Annotated in this window: 21 protein-coding genes; 1 reads left to right on the plus strand and 20 read right to left on the minus strand. The window is 61.4% G+C overall.

Going from position 1 to position 23,372, the window contains the following annotated elements; translation table 11 throughout:
* Positions 1–39 precede the first annotated feature (39 nt).
* The 12 genes from TERRO_RS17570 to TERRO_RS17620 all read right to left on the minus strand — a co-directional run bounded on the left by TERRO_RS17570 (position 40) and on the right by TERRO_RS17620 (position 9,828).
* Positions 40–714, minus strand: coding sequence for a carbonic anhydrase (locus tag TERRO_RS17570; protein ID WP_014787048.1), 675 nt, complete (start codon positions 712–714; stop codon positions 40–42).
* A gap of 248 nt (positions 715–962) precedes the next feature.
* Positions 963–1,373 carry a hypothetical protein gene (locus TERRO_RS17575; protein ID WP_041592699.1) on the minus strand — a complete coding sequence of 137 codons (411 nt, stop codon included), beginning with the start codon at positions 1,371–1,373 and terminating at the stop codon, positions 963–965.
* A 71-nt stretch (positions 1,374–1,444) separates the two neighbouring features.
* Positions 1,445–1,759, minus strand: a complete 315-nt coding sequence (locus TERRO_RS17580; protein ID WP_014787050.1) for an L-rhamnose mutarotase — start codon at positions 1,757–1,759, stop codon at positions 1,445–1,447.
* A gap of 73 nt (positions 1,760–1,832) precedes the next feature.
* Positions 1,833–2,003, minus strand: coding sequence for a hypothetical protein (locus tag TERRO_RS23445; RefSeq protein WP_014787051.1), 171 nt, complete (start codon positions 2,001–2,003; stop codon positions 1,833–1,835).
* Between the two features lie 568 nt (positions 2,004–2,571).
* The gene (dnaK, locus tag TERRO_RS17585; protein WP_014787052.1) at positions 2,572–4,482 is read right to left on the minus strand and encodes a molecular chaperone DnaK; all 1,911 of its coding nucleotides are present in this window, start codon (positions 4,480–4,482) and stop codon (positions 2,572–2,574) included.
* A gap of 229 nt (positions 4,483–4,711) precedes the next feature.
* On the minus strand, positions 4,712–5,899 hold the full coding sequence (locus TERRO_RS17590) for a hypothetical protein (protein WP_014787053.1): 1,188 nt from the start codon (positions 5,897–5,899) through the stop codon (positions 4,712–4,714).
* Complete coding sequence (locus TERRO_RS17595; RefSeq protein ID WP_014787054.1) at positions 5,896–6,513, minus strand: hypothetical protein; 618 nt, start codon at positions 6,511–6,513, stop codon at positions 5,896–5,898. The genes TERRO_RS17590 and TERRO_RS17595 overlap by 4 nt, the downstream gene beginning before the upstream one ends.
* The gene (locus tag TERRO_RS17600; RefSeq protein ID WP_014787055.1) at positions 6,510–7,154 is read right to left on the minus strand and encodes a hypothetical protein; all 645 of its coding nucleotides are present in this window, start codon (positions 7,152–7,154) and stop codon (positions 6,510–6,512) included. Before TERRO_RS17600 ends, TERRO_RS17595 begins: the two co-directional genes overlap by 4 nt.
* Positions 7,151–7,939 carry a PilN domain-containing protein gene (locus TERRO_RS17605; RefSeq protein WP_014787056.1) on the minus strand — a complete coding sequence of 263 codons (789 nt, stop codon included), beginning with the start codon at positions 7,937–7,939 and terminating at the stop codon, positions 7,151–7,153. The genes TERRO_RS17600 and TERRO_RS17605 overlap by 4 nt, the downstream gene beginning before the upstream one ends.
* A 1-nt stretch (position 7,940) precedes the next feature.
* Positions 7,941–9,008 carry a type IV pilus biogenesis protein PilM gene (locus TERRO_RS17610; RefSeq protein WP_014787057.1) on the minus strand — a complete coding sequence of 356 codons (1,068 nt, stop codon included), beginning with the start codon at positions 9,006–9,008 and terminating at the stop codon, positions 7,941–7,943.
* Positions 9,009–9,081: 73 nt separating this feature from the next.
* The gene (locus tag TERRO_RS17615; protein ID WP_014787058.1) at positions 9,082–9,423 is read right to left on the minus strand and encodes a HigA family addiction module antitoxin; all 342 of its coding nucleotides are present in this window, start codon (positions 9,421–9,423) and stop codon (positions 9,082–9,084) included.
* A gap of 9 nt (positions 9,424–9,432) precedes the next feature.
* Positions 9,433–9,828 carry a type II toxin-antitoxin system RelE/ParE family toxin gene (locus tag TERRO_RS17620; protein ID WP_245536141.1) on the minus strand — a complete coding sequence of 132 codons (396 nt, stop codon included), beginning with the start codon at positions 9,826–9,828 and terminating at the stop codon, positions 9,433–9,435.
* Positions 9,829–9,890: 62 nt separating this feature from the next.
* On the opposite strand from TERRO_RS17620, the gene TERRO_RS17625 reads away from it, so the two are divergent.
* Entirely contained in the window at positions 9,891–10,790 is a 900-nt protein-coding gene (locus tag TERRO_RS17625) for a Nif3-like dinuclear metal center hexameric protein (protein WP_014787060.1), read from the plus strand.
* A gap of 27 nt (positions 10,791–10,817) precedes the next feature.
* On the opposite strand, the gene TERRO_RS17630 is transcribed toward TERRO_RS17625, so the two are convergent.
* The 8 genes from TERRO_RS17630 to TERRO_RS17665 form a co-directional block, all read right to left on the minus strand.
* The gene (locus tag TERRO_RS17630) at positions 10,818–11,858 is read right to left on the minus strand and encodes a DUF2157 domain-containing protein (protein WP_014787061.1); all 1,041 of its coding nucleotides are present in this window, start codon (positions 11,856–11,858) and stop codon (positions 10,818–10,820) included.
* A 30-nt stretch (positions 11,859–11,888) separates the two neighbouring features.
* The gene (locus TERRO_RS17635; protein WP_014787062.1) at positions 11,889–13,520 is read right to left on the minus strand and encodes a GspE/PulE family protein; all 1,632 of its coding nucleotides are present in this window, start codon (positions 13,518–13,520) and stop codon (positions 11,889–11,891) included.
* A gap of 34 nt (positions 13,521–13,554) precedes the next feature.
* A complete protein-coding gene (locus tag TERRO_RS17640) occupies positions 13,555–14,772 on the minus strand; it encodes a type II secretion system F family protein (RefSeq protein WP_014787063.1) in 1,218 nt (405 codons plus the stop codon).
* A 129-nt stretch (positions 14,773–14,901) separates the two neighbouring features.
* Entirely contained in the window at positions 14,902–15,294 is a 393-nt protein-coding gene (locus TERRO_RS17645; protein ID WP_014787064.1) for a HesB/IscA family protein, read from the minus strand.
* A 183-nt stretch (positions 15,295–15,477) separates the two neighbouring features.
* The gene (locus TERRO_RS17650; RefSeq protein ID WP_014787065.1) at positions 15,478–19,041 is read right to left on the minus strand and encodes a TonB-dependent receptor; all 3,564 of its coding nucleotides are present in this window, start codon (positions 19,039–19,041) and stop codon (positions 15,478–15,480) included.
* 722 nt (positions 19,042–19,763) lie between these two features.
* Positions 19,764–20,252 carry a RidA family protein gene (locus TERRO_RS17655; RefSeq protein ID WP_014787066.1) on the minus strand — a complete coding sequence of 163 codons (489 nt, stop codon included), beginning with the start codon at positions 20,250–20,252 and terminating at the stop codon, positions 19,764–19,766.
* A 90-nt stretch (positions 20,253–20,342) separates the two neighbouring features.
* Positions 20,343–21,941: a flavin monoamine oxidase family protein gene (locus tag TERRO_RS17660; protein ID WP_014787067.1), complete on the minus strand. Its 1,599-nt coding sequence runs from the start codon at positions 21,939–21,941 to the stop codon at positions 20,343–20,345.
* 263 nt (positions 21,942–22,204) lie between these two features.
* On the minus strand, positions 22,205–23,371 hold the full coding sequence (locus TERRO_RS17665; protein ID WP_014787068.1) for an acyltransferase family protein: 1,167 nt from the start codon (positions 23,369–23,371) through the stop codon (positions 22,205–22,207).
* Position 23,372 lies beyond the last annotated feature (1 nt).

The following is a 23,372-nucleotide window of genomic DNA, read 5'->3' on the forward strand; positions in this document are numbered from 1 at the left end:
AAACCGAGTTGAGCGAGGATCGTTAACAAGAGGAACTGCTCAAGAGGCGAGCAGTTCCAGACGCGGATGGACAACCGAGGGTGCCAGCACATCGGCTGTGAGCGGAAGAAACCGGCCCGATGCTGCGTCGTAGGTGTCGATGCAGCCAGTGTGAATCTCATAGACCCAACCGAAGAGTTTCAACTGTCCGCGGCTGGTGGCGTAGGCCACGGACGGGTGCGTCTGCAGGTGCTGTAACTGCGTCAGCACGTTGGCGCGCGTGAGCGTGCGCAGGCGATCCTTGGGCGTGGTGATGTTGTTGTCTCCCACCGGGGGAACCATCTGCATGGCGCTTGCACTGTGCTGCAGCCACTTGTCCACTGTGGGCATCTGCGGATGCTGTTTCCCACTGAGTACCGCCTTCATGGCGCCACAGTCGGAGTGGCCGCAGACCACGATGTTCTGCACGCCGAGTGCGAGCACGGCGTATTCGATGGTTGCTGTGACGCCGCCGTTCACTTCACCGTAGGGCGGCACGATGTTGCCGGCGTTGCGCGAGATGAAGAGTTCCCCGGGATCACTTTGCAGGATCATATCCGGCACAATCCGGGAATCAGAGCAGGTAAGAAAGAGCGTCGACGGCTTCTGGCCGCTCTCAAGACTCTTAAACAGACCTGCGCGCTTGGGAAAGACTTCAATCTGAAACTTCTGGTAACCCTCTAATAGCTTCTGCATTTCGTGCGCTCCATAATTCAGTTCACTTCCCGTCTGGGTCAGCCAGAGCGCAGCGCGATATGCGCTGCCGTGCCATCAATTCGTGCGGGAGAGGGCACGAAAGTGTGCGAATCGTCGAATCCCCTGGGAAGGAATTTCAAAGATGCTCAAACCGCGAAGCAATGCGGAAGAACATTCACACACGCGAGGACACAGTGCAATAAGCCACCGTGCTGTGGGCACAAACTCTGGATTGTGTGGGAGGGGTGTTACAGAGCCGGAGGAGCCCGGCCGCGGGAGGGTAATGCGTCGTACGGGTTAGCAATGACGACATCGGCCGCGGGCGCGAGCGAACCGCGCGCAGTCGATGGCGCCAACAGGAAGCGCGGCGTGATGATCGCTGCCACGGTCGTGACGTTGCTGGAGATGACTTCACGCGGGCGGACGCCCTGTGATGCGCGGTCCAGATCGGAACCGTGGTGGTCCATCTCCGTGGTCATGCCACCGCGAGCGGAGCGGCCATTCTGACGGGAGGTGCGCGAGGTACGCGTTCCACCCGAGCCTGACGACGGCATCTGCTGGTGGTGGACGGTAGCATGCACCATCCGGTGCGGCGCCGCCATGGAACATAGTCCCAGAACGAACAGCAGCAGCGCGCTCCACTCGATGCGACGCTTCAATCCGTAATGGTTAGAACTGTGCACAGTCAGACCCTACCATGCACCCATGCGACTGAAAAGGAAAAGTGAGGTCAATCGAGATGGAAGATCTCGGGGAGGGGCTGCATCGCGTCATCGGCGTTGGCGCTTGAATCGAAGAACGGCAGCATCTCTGTCTGCCACCGTACATTCACAGGCAATGCTTTCATCGCTTCGCGCGCAGCATTGAAGTCTTCGACTTCCACGTAGCCGATCAGCAGACCGCCAGGTGCGAGGAAGAGTGAGTAGTTGGTCCACCCTGTGGCGCGCAGTGCATCCTGCATTTCTGGCCAGACGTTCCTGTGCCGCTCGATGTATTCGGGGAGTGTGGACTCGCGGAGTTTGAGTGTGAAACAGACTCGTTGCATGCAGACAAGTCTACAAAGCGAAAGACCCCGGTGATAACTCACCGGGGTCCTTTGTGCTCTTTCCTTGGAGCGATTAGTTCCAGACGTGCTGGATAGGCATTGGCTCGATACGGAGGATGGTATCCGGGCGGACGTCGTAGAGTTTGCGGGCGAAGTCTCTTGCCTGCTGTTCATTCTCAAAGATCGTCTTTTCGTGGAGCTTGCCCGCGATGTACTGTTCGCACTTCCAGATGACTGTGTTCATGGCCCTCTCCCTCTCCGGGTACTTCGTACCGTTCTTGATGTGCCCTACGCTGTAGACACGAAGGGCGCTCGATGCGCTTTGCGACTATCGAGCGCCCTGCCGTGTTGATGATGCGCATCGCCGATTGCAGCGGCGGTGTGATCTGCCGGCGGGCTAGTTGTGCCCTGCCCGGCGTAGCAGAATCCACTGATTGCAGCAGCGTTTCCTACTACTTGATTAGACACAAAGATTTACGTTTTGATTCGCGGATTAGTTCCCGCGAAGTAACTCTTTGGTTGCGGAGGAGGCCGGGCATAGTGGTATGCCCGGCTCCACTTGTGTGAGTGTGCAGGCCGGGGCTAAAGCCCCGTTTTGCTCGTCCGAAAGGTCAGGAGCCTGAAGGTCCCTGCTTTCTCCGGGTCGCGCTGCGCGCGATTGAGCGTTGCTTCCTGTGGCGCTCGGGACGTCAGGATTTGACGGCTCCAGATGCTCCCGGTCGCGCTTCGCGCGATTGAGCGCCTCTGGCGCTCCCACGTCTCAGGTGCGAGACGTGGGGCACCCAGTTGTTGCGGGCGCTCACGCGAAGTGCCTACTTGTGGTCGACGTCTACGTATTCGGCGTCGATCACGCCCTCATCATGCTTGGGCGCTTCGTCGGCTGTGCCTGCTGCTGCGGCTGCACCGTCGGTGGGCGCCTGGCCCTGTTTGTACATGGCCTCGGCGAGCTTGTGGCTTGCCGCGGTCAGGCGTTCGTTGGCTGCCTTGAGCTCGGTCGCGGAGGGCGAGCCGGTCAGCGTCGACTTTGCGTCGTTGAGAGCTTCCTCAACCTGCTGACGCTCGTCTCCGGTGATCTTGTCGCCGTTCTCCTTGAACATCTTGTCGACGTTGTAGACCATGCTGTCGAGCTGGTTGCGCGCTTCGATTTCTTCGCGCTTTTCCTTGTCCTCGCCTGCGTGTGCCTCGGCTTCCTTCGCCATGCGCTCGACCTCTTCCTTGCTGAGACCCGAGGAGCTGGTGATGGTGATCTTCTGATCCTTGCCGGTGGCATTGTCCTTCGCCGTGACGTTCAGGATGCCGTTCGCGTCGATGTCAAAGGTGACCTCGATCTGCGGCACACCGCGCGGTGCGGGAGGAATGCCACTCAGCTTGAACTTGCCGAGGGTACGGTTCTGCGAAGCCAGCGGACGCTCGCCCTGGATGACGTGGACTTCTACTTCCGTCTGCGAATCCGCAGCGGTGGAGAAGGTCTCCGTCTTCTTGGTGGGGATGGTCGTGTTGCGCGGGATCATGGCCGTTGCAACCGAGCCCATCGTTTCGATGGCCAGGGTCAGCGGGGTCACGTCGAGCAGCAGCAGGTCCTTGACTTCGCCACCGAGAACGCCGCCCTGGACTGCAGCGCCGATCGCGACGACTTCGTCCGGGTTCACGCCCTTGTGCGGTTCCTTGCCAAAGAGTTCCTTGACCAGGGCCTGCATGCGGGGCATGCGGGTCTGGCCGCCGACGAGAACGACTTCATCGACCTTGGAGGCATCGATGCCGGCATCCTTCATCGCCTGCTTGCAGGGTCCGATGGACTTCTGCAGCAGATCCTCAACGAGCGACTCGAACTTTGCGCGGGTCAGCTTGACGACGAGGTGCTTCGGTCCGGTCGCGTCAGCGGTGATGAACGGCAGGTTGATCTCAGTCTCCATGGTGGTGGAGAGCTCGATTTTGGCGCGCTCCGCCGCGTCGCGCAGGCGCTGCAGGGCCATCTCATTGCCCTTGCCCTTGAGGTCCAGGCCTTCCTGCTTGCGGAACTCGTCGATGAGGAACTCAACCAGGCGCTGATCGAGGTTGTCACCGCCGAGGTGGGTGTCACCGTTGGTCGACTTCACCTCGATGACGCCTTCGCCGACTTCGAGCACGGACACGTCGAAGGTACCGCCGCCGAAGTCATAGACCACGATGGTTTCGTCCTTCTTCTTGTCGAGGCCGTAGGCGAGCGCGGCCGCGGTGGGCTCGTTGACGATGCGCTTGACGTCGAGACCGGCGATCTTGCCGGCGTCCTTGGTGGCCTGACGCTGGGAGTCGTTGAAGTACGCGGGCACGGTGATGACGGCCTCGGTGACGGACTGGCCGAGGTAGTCTTCTGCTGCTTTCTTGAGCTTCTGCAGGATCATCGCGCTGATCTCGGGCGGCGTGTATTCCTTGCCCTGCGCGTCGATGTAGATGTTGTCGCCCTTGGTGACGACCTTATACGGGACCATCTTCATCTCTTCATTCACTTCGTTCGGGCGGCGGCCCATGAAGCGCTTGATGGAGTAAATGGTGTTCTCGGGATTGGTGATGGCCTGGCGCTTGGCGACCTGACCGACGAGTCGTTCGCCGCTCTTGGTGAAGGCAACGATGGACGGCGTGGTACGGCCACCCTCTTCGTTGGCAATGACCTTAGGCTCGCCGCCTTCCATGACGGACACGCAGCTGTTGGTGGTTCCCAGGTCGATTCCGATGATCTTACCCATGTTGTGTTGCTCCTCCGGCGGCGCGATGTGTGATCGCTGCCGCGATGTCCTGCGATATCAGATGCTGTGACTCAGTCGCTCAGGCACATTCAGGATCACATGTGAGTGACTTACTGTCAAGGTATCTGATGCGTAGACACGCGATTGGGGTCCAAGGCTAGTTTTGGTGGATGAACGCAGGTCCGGGACCGCTGCCGGGGGAGCGGTGGAGGCGTGGGGATGCCGGAGATTATGGGTTGGTCGGTGTGGGGGTGGTGGTGCCGCTGCCGCTCGTTCCGGTACCGTTCGTCGGTGTGGTCGAACTGCCGCTGCCGAAGCCGCTGGAGCCGCTGGAGCCGAAACCGCTGGAGGACCCGCTGCCGAAGCCGCTGGAAGACCCGCTGCCGAAGCCGCTGGAAGACCCGCTGCCGAAACCGCTGGAGGAGCCGCTGCCGAAGCCGCCGCTGGACGTTCCGGTGCCGTTCGTTGTGTTCCCTGTGCCGTTGGCGCCGGTTGCGGGGCCGAAGCCGCTGCCCATGGAGCCGGAGCCTACGGTGGGCGGGCCGCCGCCGAAGATACTGACCTTTGCCTTGAGGAGCTCGACGCGGGGGTCGTAGAGGAACTCCCACTCTTCGATGTTGGCGGAGCCGTTCCATTCCACCAGACCGGGTCCTTTGGCGTTGCTGCCGACGCCGAGGAACGCTCCTTTGCTGCCCTGGAAGTTGGTGGCGCTGGTGCCGCTCATGCTGGAGCCGGTGCCTGTGGAACTGGTGCCGGTGCTGCCGGTTGCGCCTGTTCCTGTGCCCGTCGAAGTGCCGGTGCCGGAGTTGTTGAAGGCGGAGCTGCCGAAGCTGGACGTGCTGCTGCCGGCGCCGCCGAATGCGCTGTTACCGGATGCGGCCCCGCTTGCGGAGGAGGGTGCGCCGACCGCGCTGCTGCCGCCGAAGGTGCCGGCGGGCGTTGCGTTGATGCTTGAGACCATGCCCTGCGCGGCGCCGAGGTTGCTGACGGGCATGCCTTCCAGCGGCTCTCCGAAGAAGCCTTTTACCTGGGTCTTGGCTTCTCCGGTGTGGATGAGGCGGAAGTCGTCGCCGGTGAGCGGGTCTTTGTACCTTTGGCGGAGGAATTTGAGGCTGGCGCCGGGGCCGATGCTGACCGAGGCGCCGGCGGTGCTGCTGCCTAACAACTGCTCGACCGAGGTGGGGTAGGAGTTGTTTTTCTTGTAGTAGAGCTGGATGGCGCGGACGTATTCGAGGGCGCGGTGTTCGGACTCGAGTTCACGGTCGCGTTCGAGCTCTTTGGCGACACGGGGCGCGGCGACGGAGAGTGCCAGCAGCAGCAGAAAGCAGACCACGGCAAGACCGAGCAGCAGGTAGCCTTCTTCGCCGGGACGGGACGGCTGAAGGGACGGCCGCGTTTCCTGGCGAGGGTGGCTCATTGCGGGCTCATGGGGAGGCGCTGCTGGTTGTTGTTGGTCAGGTCCGTCACGAGAACGGAGTTGCCGGAGACCTCGTCGACACGGTAGCGCCTGCTGACGATGTCGCCAGGGCCTGCGACGAAGACATCTTCCCCGCGCAGGAGGAAGGCCTGCGGCTTGCCGTCTCGACGTGTTGCCGTGCCGAAGAAGCGCAGGTCAATGGGCGGCGGTGGCGGAGGGCCGGTGTTGACGGGAGTGGGCGGTACGTAACGCGGTGAGGCAGCGGCGGCCGGAATCTTGGGTGCGGCGGCCTCAGTCTGCGTGCCGGGTGCTGCAAAGATGTTGCGTCCGTGGCCACCGTAGACCAGCGACTCCGAGAGGAGCATGCCCTCAGGGTGCAGCGTGGGGTCGAGCTTGGAGGGCACGATGCGCGCGGTTGCGGTGGCGGCGGGGCTGACGGTGTTGGTGGAGACGGGCGCAGAGGTGGTGATGACCGGCGAGGTGGATGCCGGTGTGTCGCTGCTGCTGCTGGAACCTAGAAAGGTATAGGCAAGGTAGCCGAGCGCCAGCACGCCGAAGGCGCCTGCTGCGATGAGTTTCTTACGATCCTCAGTGCCTGCCTTCAGAGCGCTCATGGCTTGCTCCCGGCTGTGGCCTGTGCGGCGGCGAAGCTCGGCATCGGTTCACGGAGATAGGTGCCGATACGGAGTTGCAGGTTGACCAGGCCGCCCTGTGCGCCGCTGAGCGCGAGGGTCTGGATGAGGAAGAAGCTCTTGCTGCGTTCGACGGCGTTGATGAACTCGGCCACGTTGCGGTACTCGCCGGAGACGGAGCCGTCGATGCGGAGTTCGGTGACGCCGTTGGTCGGTACGGTCTGCACGTAGGAAGCGCGGCTCCAGCGGACGTTGCTGGCTTTTGCGATACCGCCGATGGAGGAGGCCACGTCGGAGTAGGCGTAGGGCAAACGGCTCTCATAGAAGCGGTTTGCTTCCGACTCCGATTCGCCCAGCTTGGTGTCAACGCCACGCAGAGGCTTTGCCGCAACTTCAGCGGCGGCGACGCGCGATTGCGCAATGACGATGGCTTCGTCGCCCTGGGTGCCGGTGTTGCCGCTGACCAGGAAGAGACGTACGCCGAAGTAAAGGCAGATGAGAAGGAGCAGACCGGCCGCGGCGAAGTGCAGATTGATGAGCGAGAGCGCTTTTCGCATGCTTTCGCGGCGCGCTTCGTTACTCATGGTGATACCTGGAACGGTGATGCCGGAGGGTAGTCTCATCGTGCACCTGCCCTTCTGCGAGCGAGGGACGGCTGCGGCGGCGGGGAGTTATCGACAACCTTGCGCGGCCGCCTGCGAACGGGAGTGCCCGTAGGCTCATCCCTTTCCGGGGTGGTGTGTGGAGCGATCTTTTCACGCATGCGTGGCTGGAGCGGGTTGTAGCCGGAGACGATCTCGAACTCTACGCCGGAGATGGCCGGCAGGCCGTTGGCGCCGGTTGCGGCGACGAGCTGCGGCAGGCCGTTGGCACCTATGGTGGTGGCGCCGGTGCGGTTGGCCGTCTGTTGCGCCTCGCCTGCAAGGCGTGGCGAGATGAAGCGCTTGGAGTGCTCGAGATTGCGCACCAGGTCCACCGTGCGGTCGCGCTCGCCGAGCACGCGCAGGCGGATGGTGACCTCCCCGGTGGAGGCGATGATGGGCTCAATGGACGTGACCTGAACACCGTTGGGCATGACGTCTTCGAGGTCCATGAGGACGGCTGTCCAGGAGAACGCTTTTCGCGCAAAGAGGGTGTTGAGGAACTGGTTGCGGCCGAGGGTGGCGGCGTTCACGGGCTGGCGCAGGCGGGCTTCATTGGCGGCACGTTCGCGCTGCAGCGTCTGCGCCTGGGCATTCAGGCGGTCAAGCTGCGCCTGCTGCGCCCGTGCCTGCGCTGTCATGCTGTGAAGCCAGATACCGAGCGCGATGGCCACGACGGCGAGCACACCGATGGCGATGCGAAGTTGCCGAAGGAGACGGTCCAGCTCGACGTACGGCCGGGTTGCGAGATTGATGGAGACGCGCACGCTAGCTCTTCAATGCTCCTCGAAGGCCGGCGAGCAGACCGCGCGGAATGGATGTGGTGGTCATCAGGTCGGTCGACTGCAGGACTTCGCGCGCATGCAGACCGGTTTCGGCGAGCATGGGCCCGAGGGCCTCGGGCGATAGCGTCCCTGCAGTGAGAACCTCTTCCGGCGCGACGGCGAGTGAGTCTTCAAAATAAGCAGCGGCGACGGAGATGGATTGCAGCAGTTCAAGCTCCGCGCGGTCAGGATCTTCGGCGTCGTGGAGGATGCCAGCCTGCACCATCTCAGCGACGGCGACCTCACTGTCTTCTCCGCTCTGGACGAAGGAGGCGCGTGCCATCTCGGCGTCGATGGCGACGTTTGCGGGTTCGTGTGCGACGAGCGCGGCGACCTCGGCCATGGTCTTCGACTTGAGTTCGAGGGTGCGGTGCAGCAGCAGTTCGCCACGACGCAGGATTGCGGTGGTTACGGCGAACTCACTGCCGTTGACGACGAGCGCTGCGGCGGTGCCAGCCTCGTCGATGGCTGCGGCGACGGCGAGGGTGCTTGGAATGACAGCACCGGGCTCAAAGCCTGCCTCACGCACGGCGGATTCGTATTCTGCGAGGACTTCGTTCGGGATGGCGACGACGAGGACCTGCAGCACCATGGCGTGGCGGCTCATGACCTGGTAGCTGACCTGTGCCAGTTCCGGATTGAAGGGCAGCAGTTTTGCCAGGCGGAAGCGCAGTACGGGGAGCGCTTCCTCAGCCTTGGACGGGATCTCGTCGAAGTCGAGCAGAAGAACGCGGACGGCGGTGTCGGACACGATCAAGGTGACATCACGGCCCTTGCCCACCTGCACGGCGGGCAGCACCTTCTTCAGCGCGGCGATGACGGCGATGCGATCGACGATGTTGCCGACACGCAGCGACGGCACGACGGCACCGGCGGGCAGCGGGGCGGAGGCGATCTGCGCGAGCAGGCCTGCGGCGTCCGTGGCGCTGGCTGCGTAGACACCTTCGGGACGAATTTCAACCGCGATGCGCGGGCGCACCTGGATCGTCGATTTGGGAAGAAGCGATGGCATGGGCTGAAGCTATTGAAAGACTACATGCTTGAGACGGGAATTTGCCGGAGGCGATAGCAGGACAAGCGTAGTGTCATGCAGCTTTCGCATATGTGGGTGAACGCTTGGGTTTTGCCTTCTTCGTGGCGACGCGAGAAGGCGCCGCTGCGCGCGCCTTCTTTCGAGCAGCTTTTTCTGCCTGGATGGCTTGCCAAAGGTCGAATTGAACCTGAAGGTTCATCCAGAGCATTGCCGAAGTGCCGAGTGCGGCGCTAAGGCGTAGCGCCATAGGCGCGGATACACCTGTGTGTCCATGCAGAAGCCGAGACAGAGTCGTCCTTGCCACGCCAATTTTTCCGGCGAAGGAAGTGACATCCGCGTCTCGGAGATATTCACGTAGCACCGTGCCGGGATGCGGCGGATTGTGCATCAACATGGCTTCTCCTTAATGGTAATCGCTGTAATCGACAAGGATGGCATCGGTTCCGTCAAACGCGAAGACCATTCGCCAATTCCCGTTCACAGAGACCGCATAGTGTCCGCGCAACTTCCCTTGTAGCGCGTGAAGCTTCCAGCCGGGGACCGCCATATCTTCTGGCCCTTCTGCCGCGTTCAACACGCCCAATTGCAATTCGAGCCGAGACGCATGCGCTGGTTGGATGCCGGCTTTCGAGCCAGACTTGAAGAATTTCTCCAGACCGGCATGACGGAAGGAGCCGATCACACCCTCGACTGTAGCGTGTAGCGCTACGCGCGTCAAAGAAAGATTCACTTGCTCCGCCGCGGCGCAATTGATCGCCAGCCGTGCCCAGGTCATTGTTGAGATGGCACGATGCTTCACGTCAGCAAGTGGTTATATGATCCGCTACGCAGGCGATCTGGCCTGCGCGAGGAGCTTTGACGATGACGGACCTGTCCCGCAGAGAGTTTATGGCTACCGGCGCGGCCTTCGCCGCAGGCGTCACTCTTACGCCTTCTGCCCTGGCGGCACCGCCGAGCCTGACGGCCGGTGACGTGATCGATCGCATCAAGCAAGAGGTGGGTGTGCCTTGGCGCGAAAAGACCGTCGACAACCTTCTGACCGGCACTCGCGCGACGCCGGTGCGTGGCATTGCCACGACCATGATGGCGACGCTGGATGTGGTGGAGCGCTGCGTGGCGGATGGCAAGAACATGATCGTGACGCACGAGACGCCCTTCTACCTGCACCAGGACGGCACGGACGACATCAAGGACGACGCCGTTCTGCGTTACAAGCTGGACTACTGTGCGAAACATGAGGTCGCCATCTTCCACTTTCACGATCACTGGCATGCGCGCCAGCCGGACGGCATTGCGCAGGGCATGGTGAACCAGCTCGGCTGGGCGAAGCATGTGGTTGATGCTGCGAATCCGAAGAAGCTGTCGTTTGACGGTGTGCCGCTGGCACAGTTCACACGGACGATGCAGAAGACGCTGCAGGCGCGGACGATGCGGGTACTGGGCGATCCGAAGCTGCCGGTGCGGCGTGTTGTGACGAGTTGGGGATTCTGCGGACGCGAGGGCGGGATCAAGCTCTTCTCTGCCCCGGAGACGGATGTGCTGATCTGCGGCGAGACGCGCGAGTGGGAGCTGGTGGAGTACTGCCAGGACAGCATCCGCAGCGGCAACAAGAAGGCACTGATCGTGGTGGGGCATGTGCTTTCAGAGCAGGGCGGCATGGTGCTGTGCCGGGACTGGCTGAAGCCGTTCTTCCCCGGCACACCGGTTGCGTTTATCCCGGCGATGGAGCCCTTCTGGAATCCGCAGGAACCCGTCTCCTAGACCTGTAGCTGGTTGTTATGCCGCTGTTCAGGCCGGTCCCACTCCATGGGCGTGGTGATGCAGGACTCGCTGAGGCGTGAGCTTGAAGAGAGCAGCGGAGAGGCGCGCTTCATGCCGCTTATAGAAGATGCCGGCCGCGATCATGACTACGCCGATGAGGGTGAGTGCGACCGAGAAGCCGAGCGAGTTCCGAAAGAAGCGGGTCGCCTCCGTTGCCAGGAAGATAAAGGTGCCGATGGCACCAAAGACCAGGAAGACACGGCGCTGCAGTACCAGAGCGCACGGCAGCATGAGGAGATGCAGCAGGCCAAAGAGCAGCAAGCCCGACTGCTTGCCGGACCCCAGCGCCGACAGACCGCCCGTAAAGGCCAGCAGGCCGAAGAGGTAGAACCAGAAGGCAAGATCCAACTCACGTTCGCCATCTGCAAACCATGCGATCCCCAGCAGCACAACGCCGAAGCCTACCGTGATCCACGCCTGCATATGGAAGGTGAGCGAGAGTCCGAAGAGCCTTGGTGCATCCATCGACATGTACCAGAATGCATACGCTGCGGGCGCCGTGAGGAATGGGAACCGAACGATGCGCAGAGCGATGCCGGCGGCCAGGATGGTGCATGCCTCCATCAGGAGCCAACTGGCGTTGATGTACGGATGGAAATGGCTGTAGGCACCGGGATCGCCGGAAGGCCACCAGCCTATCTGGCGCTCGATGCCATAGACGGCAAGCGGTGTCATGCAGACCGCAACGGTCGTAAGGACACCACCGGGCACCCAGGTGGAGGGCCTACGGGAGAGCGCGTAGCCAGTGCCGCCGAAGACGGCGGCATAGACCATTGCGACGGCGAAGAGAGTGATTCCGGCGAGATGGTCCCACGCGTCCGTGACGAACCAGCCCATGGCGCCGCAAATGAGCAACGCGCCGAGATAGTAGGCGACATGCGCCGCCTCGAAGCCGGAGCGACCGGCCTGGCCGCCCGAGAGTTCCGCGCGGAGGCGGTCGAGCCCCTCTTTGGAGATGCCGGCACGACCGGCCGCGTGGACTACCTCAGCTTCGGTATAGGTGCGCATGCGCGCAGTGTATCCCAGCGTTCGCGGGTTCTAGCGGCCGCTTTCGATGAAGGTGACCTTGTTGATCTCGTGCATGGTGGTGATGCCGGCGCGGACGCGTTCGAGGGCTGAGTCACGGAGGAAGGCCATGCCCTTGTCCTTGGCCTTGCGGCGAATTTCGGAACCGGGTGCCTTGACCAGCAGAAGTTCGCGGATCTCGTCGTCGAGTTCGAGCAGTTCGTGGATGGCGGAACGGCCGCGAAAGCCTGTGCCGCTGCACTCGATGCATCCGGTGCCCTCGCGGAACTGATGGCCCTGCCAGTCGTCCGGATTGAGGCCGTTCGCGAGCATTTCTGCGTTGGAGTAGGTGCGGGTGGTCGCGCAGAAGTCGCAGATCTGACGGACGAGACGTTGAGCAAGGATGCAGTTCAATGCGGAGACGAAGTTGTAGGGCTCGACGCCCATGTTCAGGAATCGGCCGAGCACGTCGACGACGTTGTTGGCGTGGACGGTGGTGAAGACAAGGTGGCCCGTGAGCGCGGAGTTGATAGCGATCTGTGCGGTCTCTGCGTCACGGATTTCGCCGACGAGGATCTTGTCGGGGTCGTGACGGAGGATCGAGCGCAGGCCACGTGCGAAGGTGAGTCCCTTCTTCTCGTTGACGGGAATCTGCGTGATGCCGCGGATCTGATACTCGACCGGATCTTCGATGGTGATGATCTTGTCTTCTTCGCTCTTGATCTCGTTCAGCGCCGCGTAGAGTGTGGTCGTCTTACCGGAACCGGTGGGGCCGGTGACGAGCACCATGCCGTAGGGTTCCTTGATGTACTTGCGGAAGCGGCGGAGATCCTCTGCACCGAAGCCGACGACGTCGAGCGACAGTTTTTTGAATTTCTCACTCATCGACTCTTTGTCGAGCACGCGGAGCACGCAGTTTTCGCCATGCACGGTGGGCATGATGGAGACACGGAAGTCGATGAGGCGGCCCTTATAGCGCACGCGGAAACGGCCGTCCTGCGGGACGCGGCGCTCGGCGATGTCGAGCTCGCTCATGACCTTGATACGGGACAGGATGGTCTGGTGATGCTCACGCGCGATGGGCGCCATCGCCTGTTGCAGCACGCCGTCGATGCGGTACTTGACGAGGAGCGAATCGTCGTAGGTTTCGAGGTGGATGTCGGAGGCGCGGCGCTCGAGGGCGGAGAAGATCGTCGTGTCGACGAGGCGGATGATGGGCGAGATATCGTCTTCGCTGGTCAGCCGCTCGATGGAGATGTTCTCGTCCGGATTGTCCTCGGCGGAGAGCACGTCGAAGGTCATGCCTTCGCTTGCTTCTTCGAGGACGCGCTGCGACTGCTCCGTCTTTTTGAGGAGGTCCGTGATCTGCGACAGGGTTGCGACGCGGGTGATGAGGCGCGTGCCGAGAAGGCCGCTGATCTCATCGAGCACCATGAGGCGCGAGGGGTCGCTGACGGCGATGACGAGCCGGTCTCCGAGCTGCTCTAACGGGATGAAGTTGTAGCGGAACATCAACTCGACGGGGACGGACTTGACGAGTTCATGCTGGATCTTGAAGTCGCGGAGATCGACGAACTCGCAGTGATAGCGGCGCGCCATGAGCTGTGCGCGCTCGGTCTCGTTTAGTTCCGGGTTGGCGATGGGAATGGCGAGAGGCGAGGCCATGATGTTGGTACTCCTAAGACCTTAGGTGGATGCGCTACTGACCGGAGGTGGATCCGTTGATGCCGCCTGCGCCGAGCTGCAGGATGGGCAGGTAGAGCGAGATGAGGATGACCGCGACGACGACGCCCATGAAGATGAGCAGCGTGGGTTCGATGAGGGAGAGAACGCCGGCGAGCGATGTCTCGACGTCTTCTTCGAAGAAGCCTGCGACAGAGTTGAGCATGGTGGGCAGAGCGCCGGTGGATTCGCCGACTTCGATCATCTCGATGGCAAGTTCGGGGAAGACGCGTGTGCCTTCCAGCGAGGCGCTGAGGCGCTGGCCTTCGCGCACCTGTGTGACCGAGGAGAAGACGGCGTTCGAGACTTGGCGCGAAGAAATGGAACGCGCCGCTGTTTCAAGCGATGGCACCAGCGGCAGGCCGCCGGTGAGCAATGTGGAGAGTGTGCGCGAGAAGAGCGCGACCTGGTACTTGAGCCAGATGGTGCCGAGGAGCGGTACAGCGAGACGCAGCTTGTCGATGGTGCTGGCGCCCTTGTCCGTCTTGGACCAGCGGTAGAGCAAGTAGCCGCCGGCAAGCAGGAATGGAATGGCGTAGAGGCCGTAGTTCTGCGCGGCGTTGCCGACGGATAGCAGGACCAGCGTGATCTTGGGCAGCGGCGCGTTGAGCTGGTCGTAGAGCGTGGCGAAGCGCGGGACGACAAACGAGATCAGGAAGACGAAGAGACCGACCACCAGGGTAATGAGGAGGACCGGGTAGATCAGCGCCGACTTGAGTTTTTTGGTGACGGTGAGCGAGACGCGCTGGAAGTCGGTGTAGCGCTGGAGGACCTCTTCGAGGTTGCCGGAGCGCTCGCCTGCGAGCAGCGTCGTGGTGAAGATGAGCGGGAAGCCGCCCTGCGCGTCGAAGGCTCCAGAGAGGGATTCGCCGGTTTTGACGCGGGCCGCGACGTTTTCGAGCTGCGCCTTGAAGTTCAGGTCGCGCTGGCGGCGGGCAAGGAGTTCCAGCGATCCGGGAATGGGCAGGCCGGCGCGGATGAGCGTGACGAACTGCTGGTTAAAGACGAGAAAGTTCTGGAGGCCGACCTTCTTATTACGGGCGCCACCGCCGATCGCGTTGCGAGGCTTGACGGAGTAGACGAGGTAGCCCGCCTGCGTGAAGCGTGCGCGCAGCTCTTCTGCGGTGGCTGCGGGATGCGTCTGTTCCTGCACGCGGCCGCGTTCATCGGCGAGTTTTACGGTGAATTCTGTCACAAGAAGTGGGCCTGCACGATTTTAGACGGCTCGTTGTGGGGAAGGTGTCGGAATCGCTTCGCTGGGACCGTTCGCTACACAAAAAGGGCCCGCCGAAGCGAGCCCTTTTTGCTTGGTGTTAACGATCTCTTAGACCGAGAAGGAGGAACCGCAGCCGCAGGTGCTCTTAACCTGGGGATTCTCGAACTTGAAGCCGGCGGCCTCGAGCGTTTCGACGTAGTCGACGATGCAGCCGTTGAGGTACATGGCGCTGGTGGCGTCAACGAAGACCTTCAGGTCGTCAAAGCGGACGACTTTGTCCATCATGCCCTGCTGGTTCTCAAAGCTCATGGAGTACTGGAAGCCGGAGCAGCCGCCGCCGACGACACCGATGCGAAGACCGGCGGGCAGGGGGTCCTGGGTCGCCATGATCTCCTTCACCTTCGCCTGCGCGGACGGGGTCAGGTTCACCGGCTGTGTGGCAGGCGCGTTGACGATCTCCGGCGCGGTAACAACCTCGGGCGTGGTAACGGCAGTGGCCATTGGGGAAATCTCCTTCAGAACTCAAGTACGAGTGTATGCGGCCCGCGAACTGCGATCAAGCCGGTCTTTATTCAGATGCAGGCGCGGCGGGGAGGATGCGAAATCGGTTCAGAGTCCGGTGGGAGTGGAAACGAGGACGGGTGCAGCCGAGGCCGCACCCGTCTTGTTCTAGATCTGCTTCATTTAGAAGGAGATACGTCCTCCGAGTGAGATGAGGCGTGGGAAGTTGATGGCGGAGGTGTTCACGGAGCCGAAAGCCGAGAGCACCGAGGTGACGCCGGTTGTGGAGCTGGTCGTGGTGCCGTACTTCAGACCAGCGGTGTTGAGAGCGAAGAGCGGAGTGTTGGTCAGGTTAAGGGCTTCGGCCTGGAAGCGAACGTGTACGCGTTCAAACTTGAAGTCCTTGAAGACCGACAGATCGACGTTGCGCATGCCCGGTGCACGGCAGCCGCCGTAGGTACGGGGAGCGTTTCCGAACTCACCGACGCCCGGCTGTACGGGAGCGAAGGCTGCGTTGTTGAAGTAGCTCTTGCTGCCTGCGACAGACGAACCGAGACGCTGCTGGACGGGCCCCTCGCTGCAGACCGGCACGCCGGCGAGCAAGTTGGGACGCTGAACGGACGTGCCCAATGCAGACGAGTTCTGATTGGTGTTGAGCGATAGTGGCACCGGACCGCCGCTCTGTCCGACGAAGGTGGCGTTGGTGCTGAAGCCACCGAACATCAGGTCAAGGATGCGGCTGTTGCTGAAGAAGGCCTTTCCGCGACCGAAGGGCAGTTCATAGGAGCCACCCACCGTGAAGCGGTTCGGAACGTCGTTGATTGCCAGGGAGTACTCGCCGCCAGGTCCGTTGATGTTGTACACATTCTGCGGTCCGGCGTTGCCGACGTTCAGGCTGCTGCCCTGGCCGAAGGTGCTGTCCTGGTTCTTGGACCATGTGTAACCGACCGTTACCGAGAACCCCTTTGAGTACTGCTTGCGGGCATTCACGATCAGCGAGTTGTAGTTAGAACGCGAAACGCTGGGCTGCGTGTTCACGGCGCTGAACTGGGGGAACGGGCGGCAGAGCTGGTTGTTGGAGATGGTTGCTGCGCCGATGACTCCGGTGCCGCCGCCTGCACCCGTGTATGGGTTTGCGCTGCGGGCGTTGAGGAAGGCGCTTGTGGAGAGGTTATTCGGATTCGTTGGGCACGAGCCGACGCCGAACGGAATGGCTGCCGGGTTTACCTGGTCGATGTTGTAGGTACCGCCGTTGCTGGGCAGCAGGTTGCGTCCCTTTGCTCCGACGTAACCGATCTGCAGGGAGAGCCCACGTCCAAGATCCTGCTGGATGTCGAAGGAGTACTGCTGCACGATTGGGTTACGGCGATCCTGCTCGATCGTCGTCAGGCTGCTACCGACACCCTGCGACAACCCGGCCGCATTGCCAGAGGGCTGTAAGAGGCCGCCCGGGAACGGATTGTTGATGGAGTTCGCCGGAGTATTGTTGCTGTCGTTCGACGCGACATACGTGGAGGTCGCGGCGTAACCGGGAGCAAGCGAAGCGCTGGTGGAGTAGTAGATGGGAGCGTAGAAGACACCGTAGCCGCCACGCACTACCATCTTCGGGTTCACGGCGTAGGAGAAGCCACCGCGAGGAGCGAACTTCAACACACCGTTGTTGCAGCAGCGGTCCTTGTAACCGTTCTGTCCGGCGAACTCGATCGCGCCCTTGGTGGCAACACGCGACGTCGTCTGCAACGGGCTGGTGACATTGCGATCGAAGCCAACCGCGTAGTGGTTGTTTCGTTCGTGGATGCCAGGCTCCAGCTCATAACGCAGGCCCACGTTAATGTTCAGACGCTGCGTAAGTCGGATGTCATCCTGCACGTAGAACGCGTTGTATTTCACATTCAGAGCGAGCGGAGTGACAACCTGAACGGAACCGCTGGAGGGAAAGCCCAGCAAAAGATCAGCTACGTCCGCTCCACCAACCCGTGAGGTGGCATTCGCGTTCTGGCTCGTGAAGGTGTTCTGGAAGGTGTAGGAACCGTTGCCGGTGCTGATGTTTGTGAAATCCACCGAGATGGTGCGGAAGTTATAACCCGCCTTAATGGAGTGCTTGCCCAGGCTCTTCGCACCCGCGACGACGATGTTACGGGAGTAGAAGACAGCAGGACCAGAGTTATTCGTTCCGAAGGAAGCGGCCTGCTGCATGGTGATGGCCGGGAAGGCAGCCTTCTGGAGACCAGAGGTATACGCTGCGGGCATCCCGAGCTGCGTGGTCTGGTTGTAATTACTGGTCAGATCGAGCGTGTTATTTGGGAAGCGGTTCTGGCCGTAAGAGACTGTGAGGATCGTCGTCGGGTTGATCGTGAAGACGTTGTTCTGATTGAACGCATCCACCTTGCGGAAGAGCTGGTATGCCGTGGTGCCGCCGGCGAACGATCCGAGCGGATTGCCGCCTGGCTCCTTGGAGCCGTAGTGCAGGTAGGAAGCATTTGCAGCCCACCACTTAAATACCTGGTGATCCACCTTGGAAATGAATTCGTCGGCTCGGTCGCCGAGCAGATCAGTCGGGCGGAAGTTAAGGGTGCCGTATGTGGAGGTAGGTGTGCAAATACCGGTGCAGTTCGGGAGTCCGGTAAGGATTGCCTTGCCAACAGCACTAATGCGCGAGGCGGGAATAATGTTGCCTGCGAACGGGGTACGTACGCCCGTCGCGGCATTGGTGGTCAGCGGATCATAGATGGTGACGCTGCTCTTCGAGAAGTCGCCGATACGTTCCAGATCTGTGGGTAGGAAGTAACTTGCACCCAACGGTGAACGCTGACGGTAGCCCTCTTCTGTCACCCAGAAGAATGTCTTGTCCTTCCAGATGGGACCGCCGATGGAACCTTCGTAGCTGTACTGGGTGGTGACGGGACGGGTAGCTCCGTTGAAGTTGTTCTGCCAAGTGTTTGCGTTCCAGTTGGACTGGCGCGTGGAACCATACAGGTTTCCGTGAAGCGTGTTGGTACCTGACTTCAGCAGCGTGTTGAAGACACCGCCGCCAGTGCGGCCGGCCTCAGCGTCATACGCGTTCGCCTGTGTCTTCATCTCCTGCACCGACTCGACCGACGGAATAATCACGGCGCGGTTCGAGAAATCGGTAATGGGTACACCGTCGATCAGGTAGTTATTCATGTTGACCGGGCCGCCTGCGATGGAGATAGCTGACGATCCAGATTGATCCTGGAAGCGATTGAAGCGCGGGTCGCCGGTAGCGGTGACATTGTTATTCAGCTTGGTCAGCAGGAAAGGGTTGCGACCGAGATTGGGCAGATCAACGAGCTTCTGCGCATCGAATACCTGTCCGTTCTGCGCGGTGGCAGAATCGATGATGGGCTCGGCGCTGGTTACTTCTATGGTTGTGCCGGTAGATCCAAGCGATAGCGGAATATCGATTGCGACTGTCTGCTGCGTCGCTACGTTTACCCCGTGACGCGTGTAGGTGCTGAAACCCGGTGCGGCGACCGTGATATCGAAGTTACCCGGATCGACTGCGTTGAAGACATATTCACCGGAGCCGGTCGTTACGGTTTTACGGGTGATCTTTGTGCCCAGGTCCGTGATGGTGATTTCCGCATTCGGAATCGTGGCACCGCTGGGATCCTTCACCTGACCCTTCAGAGTGCCGTAGTACGACTGGGCGTACATGGGAGCGGCTGCCGAGAGAACGACAGCGGCGAGCGCGATTGGGCTGGCGAACCTTGAGATCTTAGACACTAGGAACTTCCTCCACAAAATGAAGCAGTGAATACTGCAGTACTCTGCCCCGGGCTGCAATCCCGGGTACAGATACGGTTCTGCGTTTTCCCCGGAACGGTCTGGGGATGCAACAGTGCAGCCGCGGCACTCTAAGTAGGGCGCGCGACGAAGTATGCGGTGCGGCTATCCGGGATCGTTGTGCCCCGTTGGCGCGCGTATGTGTACGGTTCGATCGGTAAGGCTCTACACCCCGGTGCGTTTTGCGCCGGCGTGCCTGCTATTGGTGCGCTCGCCGGCAGCGTTTGCTGGGGCGGAGGGCTGGTGCGTCATGCGGTGTGCAGTGGCGTCTTGCAGGTACAGGTGCTGGACATCAGTGAAGCGGGACTTCATTGGTGCGGTGCTGCGGGACTGCGAAGGTTCCGCCCCGAAAGGAGAGGCGCTTCTTCAAGTAGTTCTGCTAGCTATCCAGTAATGCCTTCCCGGGAACGGGCTTGCATTGCTGAAACTTATTGATGTGGATGATGGGTTTGATATTACGGAGAGGTCAACGCAGTGTCAACGGAGAAACAACGGTTGCTGAGGAAAACTAATCATTTTGGATCTCTGTTCATGGGGGTTCGACTACTGCTTACGACATTGTGGAGGAGTTTTTTACGCAGCAAAGGGCAAGCTCGCGTGGGAGCCTGCCCTTTTGCTGTGCGGCGCGGCGGCTGCAATCCGCTGCGCCTAAACTGGTTCGCTTACTTACCCTTGACGGCAATCATCTCGATCTCCAGAAGGTATCCCGGACCGACGAGGTTCGCAACCTGGAAGGCCGAGCGAGCGGGTTTGTTCGGCTGTTCCTTGGTACCGAAGAACTGACCGAAGCTTGCGTTCATGTTGGCGAAGTCGATCTTGCCGAGCTTGGGATCTGCTGCGAGGAAGACCGTGCACTTGACGACGTCCTTCATGTCCAGGCCCTGTTCTTTCAGGATCTTCTGGATCTTATTGAGGATGCTGGTGGTCTGGGTCTTGGTGTCGCCGTAGTCTGCGGGCGTGCCCTTGGCTGCGTCCGCGGGCGTGACAGGATCAGCGAGTGTGCCGCTGACGTAGAGCGTGTCCCCTGCCCATACTGCAGTGGCGATGGTCGCCTTTTCGTTCGGCTGAATGTGCTTGACCACGACCTGCGCGTGCGCGGCGACGGTGCTGAGTGTGAGAGCGGTGGCGAGGGCGGCGTACTTGATCTTCATGAAGGTGGGAACTCCTAAGGTGTGGCGCGATGCGCCGGTCTGACTGACGAAGGGCGCTCCGTTGTAACGAGCGCCCTTGCAGAGTTTTGCTTATGCTTCGACTGCGCCGAAGGTATCGCCGGCGAGCCGTGCGGACTTGACGTGGTCAGCGAGCAGACCCACAACGCGACGTCCACTGAGAGCTGCGCCCTCCTGCCAGCCCACGATGTGCGTCGTGTGATCGCCCGCGAAGAAGATGGGGCCGTCTGGCTGCAGCAGCGTGTTGTAGCCCTTGTCGCCGCCGCCGTAGCCGCGGATCCAGGAACCTTCGTTGTACGGAACGTGGCGCCACATGCAGATGAGGGGCTTGGTGAGCTCCTGGCTGTGGCCGGGATGAATCTTCTCAAGCTGCTTCTTGGCCGTTGCGAACTTCTCGTCCATCGAGAGCTTGTCCCATCCGAAGATCATCTCGTCTTCGTAGCCGGTGACGAGGATGCCCTTGGGCGCCATCAGGTTCGCGGACGGGTACCAAATAACAGTCGTCGGTCCTGGCGCCCGGAAGCTTAGGCCGCCGTAGATCTGGTAGTCCTGCTCCCAGAAGCGGCGCGACTCCCATGCGAGCTTGTAGCTGGACGCGTACGTGGCACCGTTGATGGCGTCCATGTAAGCGGGCGACAGATCCTGCTTGAGCTTCTTGATGATGGGCAGCGGCATGCAGTTGACCATGTAGTCGGCCTTGATGACCTTCTCTTTGCCGGCCTGCATGTACGTCACTTCCACGCCCTTGTTGGCGCCGGTGCGCTTGAACGAGGTGATGGGCGCGTTATAGATGATGGTCTTGGTTTTATCCAGTTCGCGTGCGAAGGCGTAGGGGATGCGATCCATGCCGCCGACCGGCTGCATCATGGTCGCCTGCCAGTCCCACGCCTCTTCATAGAGGATGCCGGCCCAGAAGTTGGCATCCAGCAACGTGTGCATGTCCATGGGTTCCTGGTTGATGGCGACCTGGTCGCCGGCGCCGGGATACTGCTTGAAGCCGGCGCGATCGGAGCCGTGATACTTGCCGTCAAGACCGAGTGCACCATAGGTGCGCAGGAACGCATTCATGCGGTCCTTGTCTTCCTTGGTCAGTTGCTGATCGAGAGCGCCGCCCTTGATGGCCTTGGAGAGCAGTTCGCTGACGTGGCCGCGGGTGTCGTTGATGGCCTTGCGTTGCGGAACGGCCTTGCCGCCGAAGGCGGTATCGTTCTGCAGGAGGGTCGAGCGGGAGGTGTTGATCTCGACTTCGAGGGGTACGCCGAGCTCGCGACAATATCCCAGAATGGTGGTGTGGACGGAGGGCAGACGACCGGGGCCCAGGTTCTGATAGTTCCCCGCTTCCCAGGTACAGGTCTGCTTGGTGCCGTCGGAAAATTCGACCACGGTGCCGTTGCGCGCGCTCCAGTTGCGTCCGCCGGGGCGATTGCGCGCCTCAAGTACCGTGACGTGATAGCCGAGCTTGCGCAGTTCATACGCCGTTGTAAGGCCGGAGATGCCTCCGCCTGCAATCACGACGCTGACACCCTTGCCACTGCCGGGTGCAGCCGCGATCGGCTTTACTTCCTGAGCCTTCATGGGGAACATACCGAGCGCCTGCATGGTTGCAAATGCTGCGGAGTAACCGCCGGCCTGGCCGACGCGCATAAGGAAATTACGGCGGGAAATCGACATCGAAGAACTGGCTCCTTCTTACTTCTTCGCTGCGAGCAGATACAGGTCTGCAGCAACGGTTCCAAGTAGGGACGAGTGCACGTACGCGGATGCGAAGGAAGTCGTGCTTTTGGCACGGCTCCTGATTCAGTTGTGAAAGGGTTGCGAAGACAGTATGACAGACAACTACGTCTGCTCCAATCGCAAAGCGCACGTGTCGTAACAAATCGCGCGGATGCACTATTCGGAAGGCAAACGAATCAATTTTGGAAGAGTACGGAGAGTCAGCCGAGCGGCGCGCTGAGTTCGACCGGCGGCGGCGTCTTGTACACCCAGCGGGACAGCAGGTACTTCTGCGCGGGATGCTCGACGACGCGGTATGCGGCGTAGGCGAAGCAGAGGATGAAGATGTACGAGATCCACGGATCGAGGGCGGCGACGCCCAGGCGTTCCGGGATGTGGTGATCGTGCAGCGTGATCCAGGTGTTGAAGTGCAGCAGGTACAGGCAGAGGCTGGCGCGGCCGAAGGCGGCGATGGGTCCCCAGCCAAGGACGCGCGAGACGACGTGAACTCCGGTCAGCCCGAGTACCAGCAGGGCGAAGACCGGGGTCAGCAGACCGCCGTGCAGCAGGACGTACGGCACATGCGGCACAAGGAAGTAGAACGCGCCGAAGATGCCGAGGCCCGCGATAAGCGTCAGCGCGAATGCCGTGCGATGGGTCAGCGTAATCACGGCATGCAGCCGGCCGAGCGTGATGCCTGCAAGGAAGATCGGCAGGAACGGCAGTGGCGTGTACTTCAGCGCGCGGAGCCAGTACCCGGAGGAGTAGCGGTTGATGTCGTGGAGGCCGTCCGGATTCAGCACCAGGTAGATCGTCGGCAGCACCAGCTCCCACACCCAGAAGGCGCCGAAGAGCAGGACCAGCTTGCCAGGGGTACGCGGCCAGAACTTCATCCGGATGATGTACGGAAACGCGAGATAGAGCATCGCTTCCGTGGAGAGCGTCCAGGCGACGGTATTCCAAAAGGTGGAGAGGGTGGGGCTCCAGCCCTGTAGCAGGATGGGCGTCAGCAACGCGCCGCGCAGGAACTCGCCGAGGGAGCGCATGGTCCACTCGGAGTGCAGCATCTCGAGCGAGACGATCAGGCTGAGCAGGTAGACGGGGTAGAGCCGCGAGAGACGTGCCGCGTAGAACTTGCCCGGCTTCAGCGTCTCCGCACGGTGCGCGTAGTTGTACGCCAGTACGAAGCCGCTGATGAGCAGGAAGAAGCTGATGTAAGTGAAGCCCGCTTCAATCACCGGCCGAATGAAGTTCGGCAACGGTGGCGTGAAGTGGAAGAACATGATGCCGATCGCAAGGAAGGTGCGAATGCCCGTCAGGCCCGGCAGCGGCGGCTTGCGCTCGACGACTGCCGGGGGTGCAGGTGCTGCTGAAACGGGCTGCGCCATG

It is taken from the genome of Terriglobus roseus DSM 18391, from assembly GCF_000265425.1.
In the GTDB taxonomy this organism is placed as follows: Bacteria; Acidobacteriota; Terriglobia; order Terriglobales; family Acidobacteriaceae; genus Terriglobus; species Terriglobus roseus.

Excerpts from the sequence above, each read along its gene's own strand:
- TERRO_RS17570 (WP_014787048.1), bottom strand. The coding sequence starts at position 714 with ATGCAGAAGCTATTAGAGGGTTACCAGAAGTTTCAGATTGAAGTCTTT.
- TERRO_RS17580 (WP_014787050.1), bottom strand. The coding sequence starts at position 1,759 with ATGCAACGAGTCTGTTTCACACTCAAACTCCGCGAGTCCACACTCCCC.
- TERRO_RS23445 (WP_014787051.1), bottom strand. The coding sequence starts at position 2,003 with ATGAACACAGTCATCTGGAAGTGCGAACAGTACATCGCGGGCAAGCTC.
- dnaK (WP_014787052.1), bottom strand. The coding sequence starts at position 4,482 with ATGGGTAAGATCATCGGAATCGACCTGGGAACCACCAACAGCTGCGTG.
- TERRO_RS17590 (WP_014787053.1), bottom strand. The coding sequence starts at position 5,899 with ATGAGCCACCCTCGCCAGGAAACGCGGCCGTCCCTTCAGCCGTCCCGT.
- TERRO_RS17595 (WP_014787054.1), bottom strand. The coding sequence starts at position 6,513 with ATGAGCGCTCTGAAGGCAGGCACTGAGGATCGTAAGAAACTCATCGCA.
- TERRO_RS17600 (WP_014787055.1), bottom strand. The coding sequence starts at position 7,154 with ATGAGACTACCCTCCGGCATCACCGTTCCAGGTATCACCATGAGTAAC.
- TERRO_RS17610 (WP_014787057.1), bottom strand. The coding sequence starts at position 9,008 with ATGCCATCGCTTCTTCCCAAATCGACGATCCAGGTGCGCCCGCGCATC.
- TERRO_RS17615 (WP_014787058.1), bottom strand. The coding sequence starts at position 9,423 with ATGTTGATGCACAATCCGCCGCATCCCGGCACGGTGCTACGTGAATAT.
- TERRO_RS17625 (WP_014787060.1), top strand. The coding sequence starts at position 9,891 with ATGACGGACCTGTCCCGCAGAGAGTTTATGGCTACCGGCGCGGCCTTC.
- TERRO_RS17630 (WP_014787061.1), bottom strand. The coding sequence starts at position 11,858 with ATGCGCACCTATACCGAAGCTGAGGTAGTCCACGCGGCCGGTCGTGCC.
- TERRO_RS17635 (WP_014787062.1), bottom strand. The coding sequence starts at position 13,520 with ATGGCCTCGCCTCTCGCCATTCCCATCGCCAACCCGGAACTAAACGAG.
- TERRO_RS17645 (WP_014787064.1), bottom strand. The coding sequence starts at position 15,294 with ATGGCCACTGCCGTTACCACGCCCGAGGTTGTTACCGCGCCGGAGATC.
- TERRO_RS17655 (WP_014787066.1), bottom strand. The coding sequence starts at position 20,252 with ATGAAGATCAAGTACGCCGCCCTCGCCACCGCTCTCACACTCAGCACC.
- TERRO_RS17660 (WP_014787067.1), bottom strand. The coding sequence starts at position 21,941 with ATGTCGATTTCCCGCCGTAATTTCCTTATGCGCGTCGGCCAGGCCGGC.
- TERRO_RS17665 (WP_014787068.1), bottom strand. The coding sequence starts at position 23,371 with ATGGCGCAGCCCGTTTCAGCAGCACCTGCACCCCCGGCAGTCGTCGAG.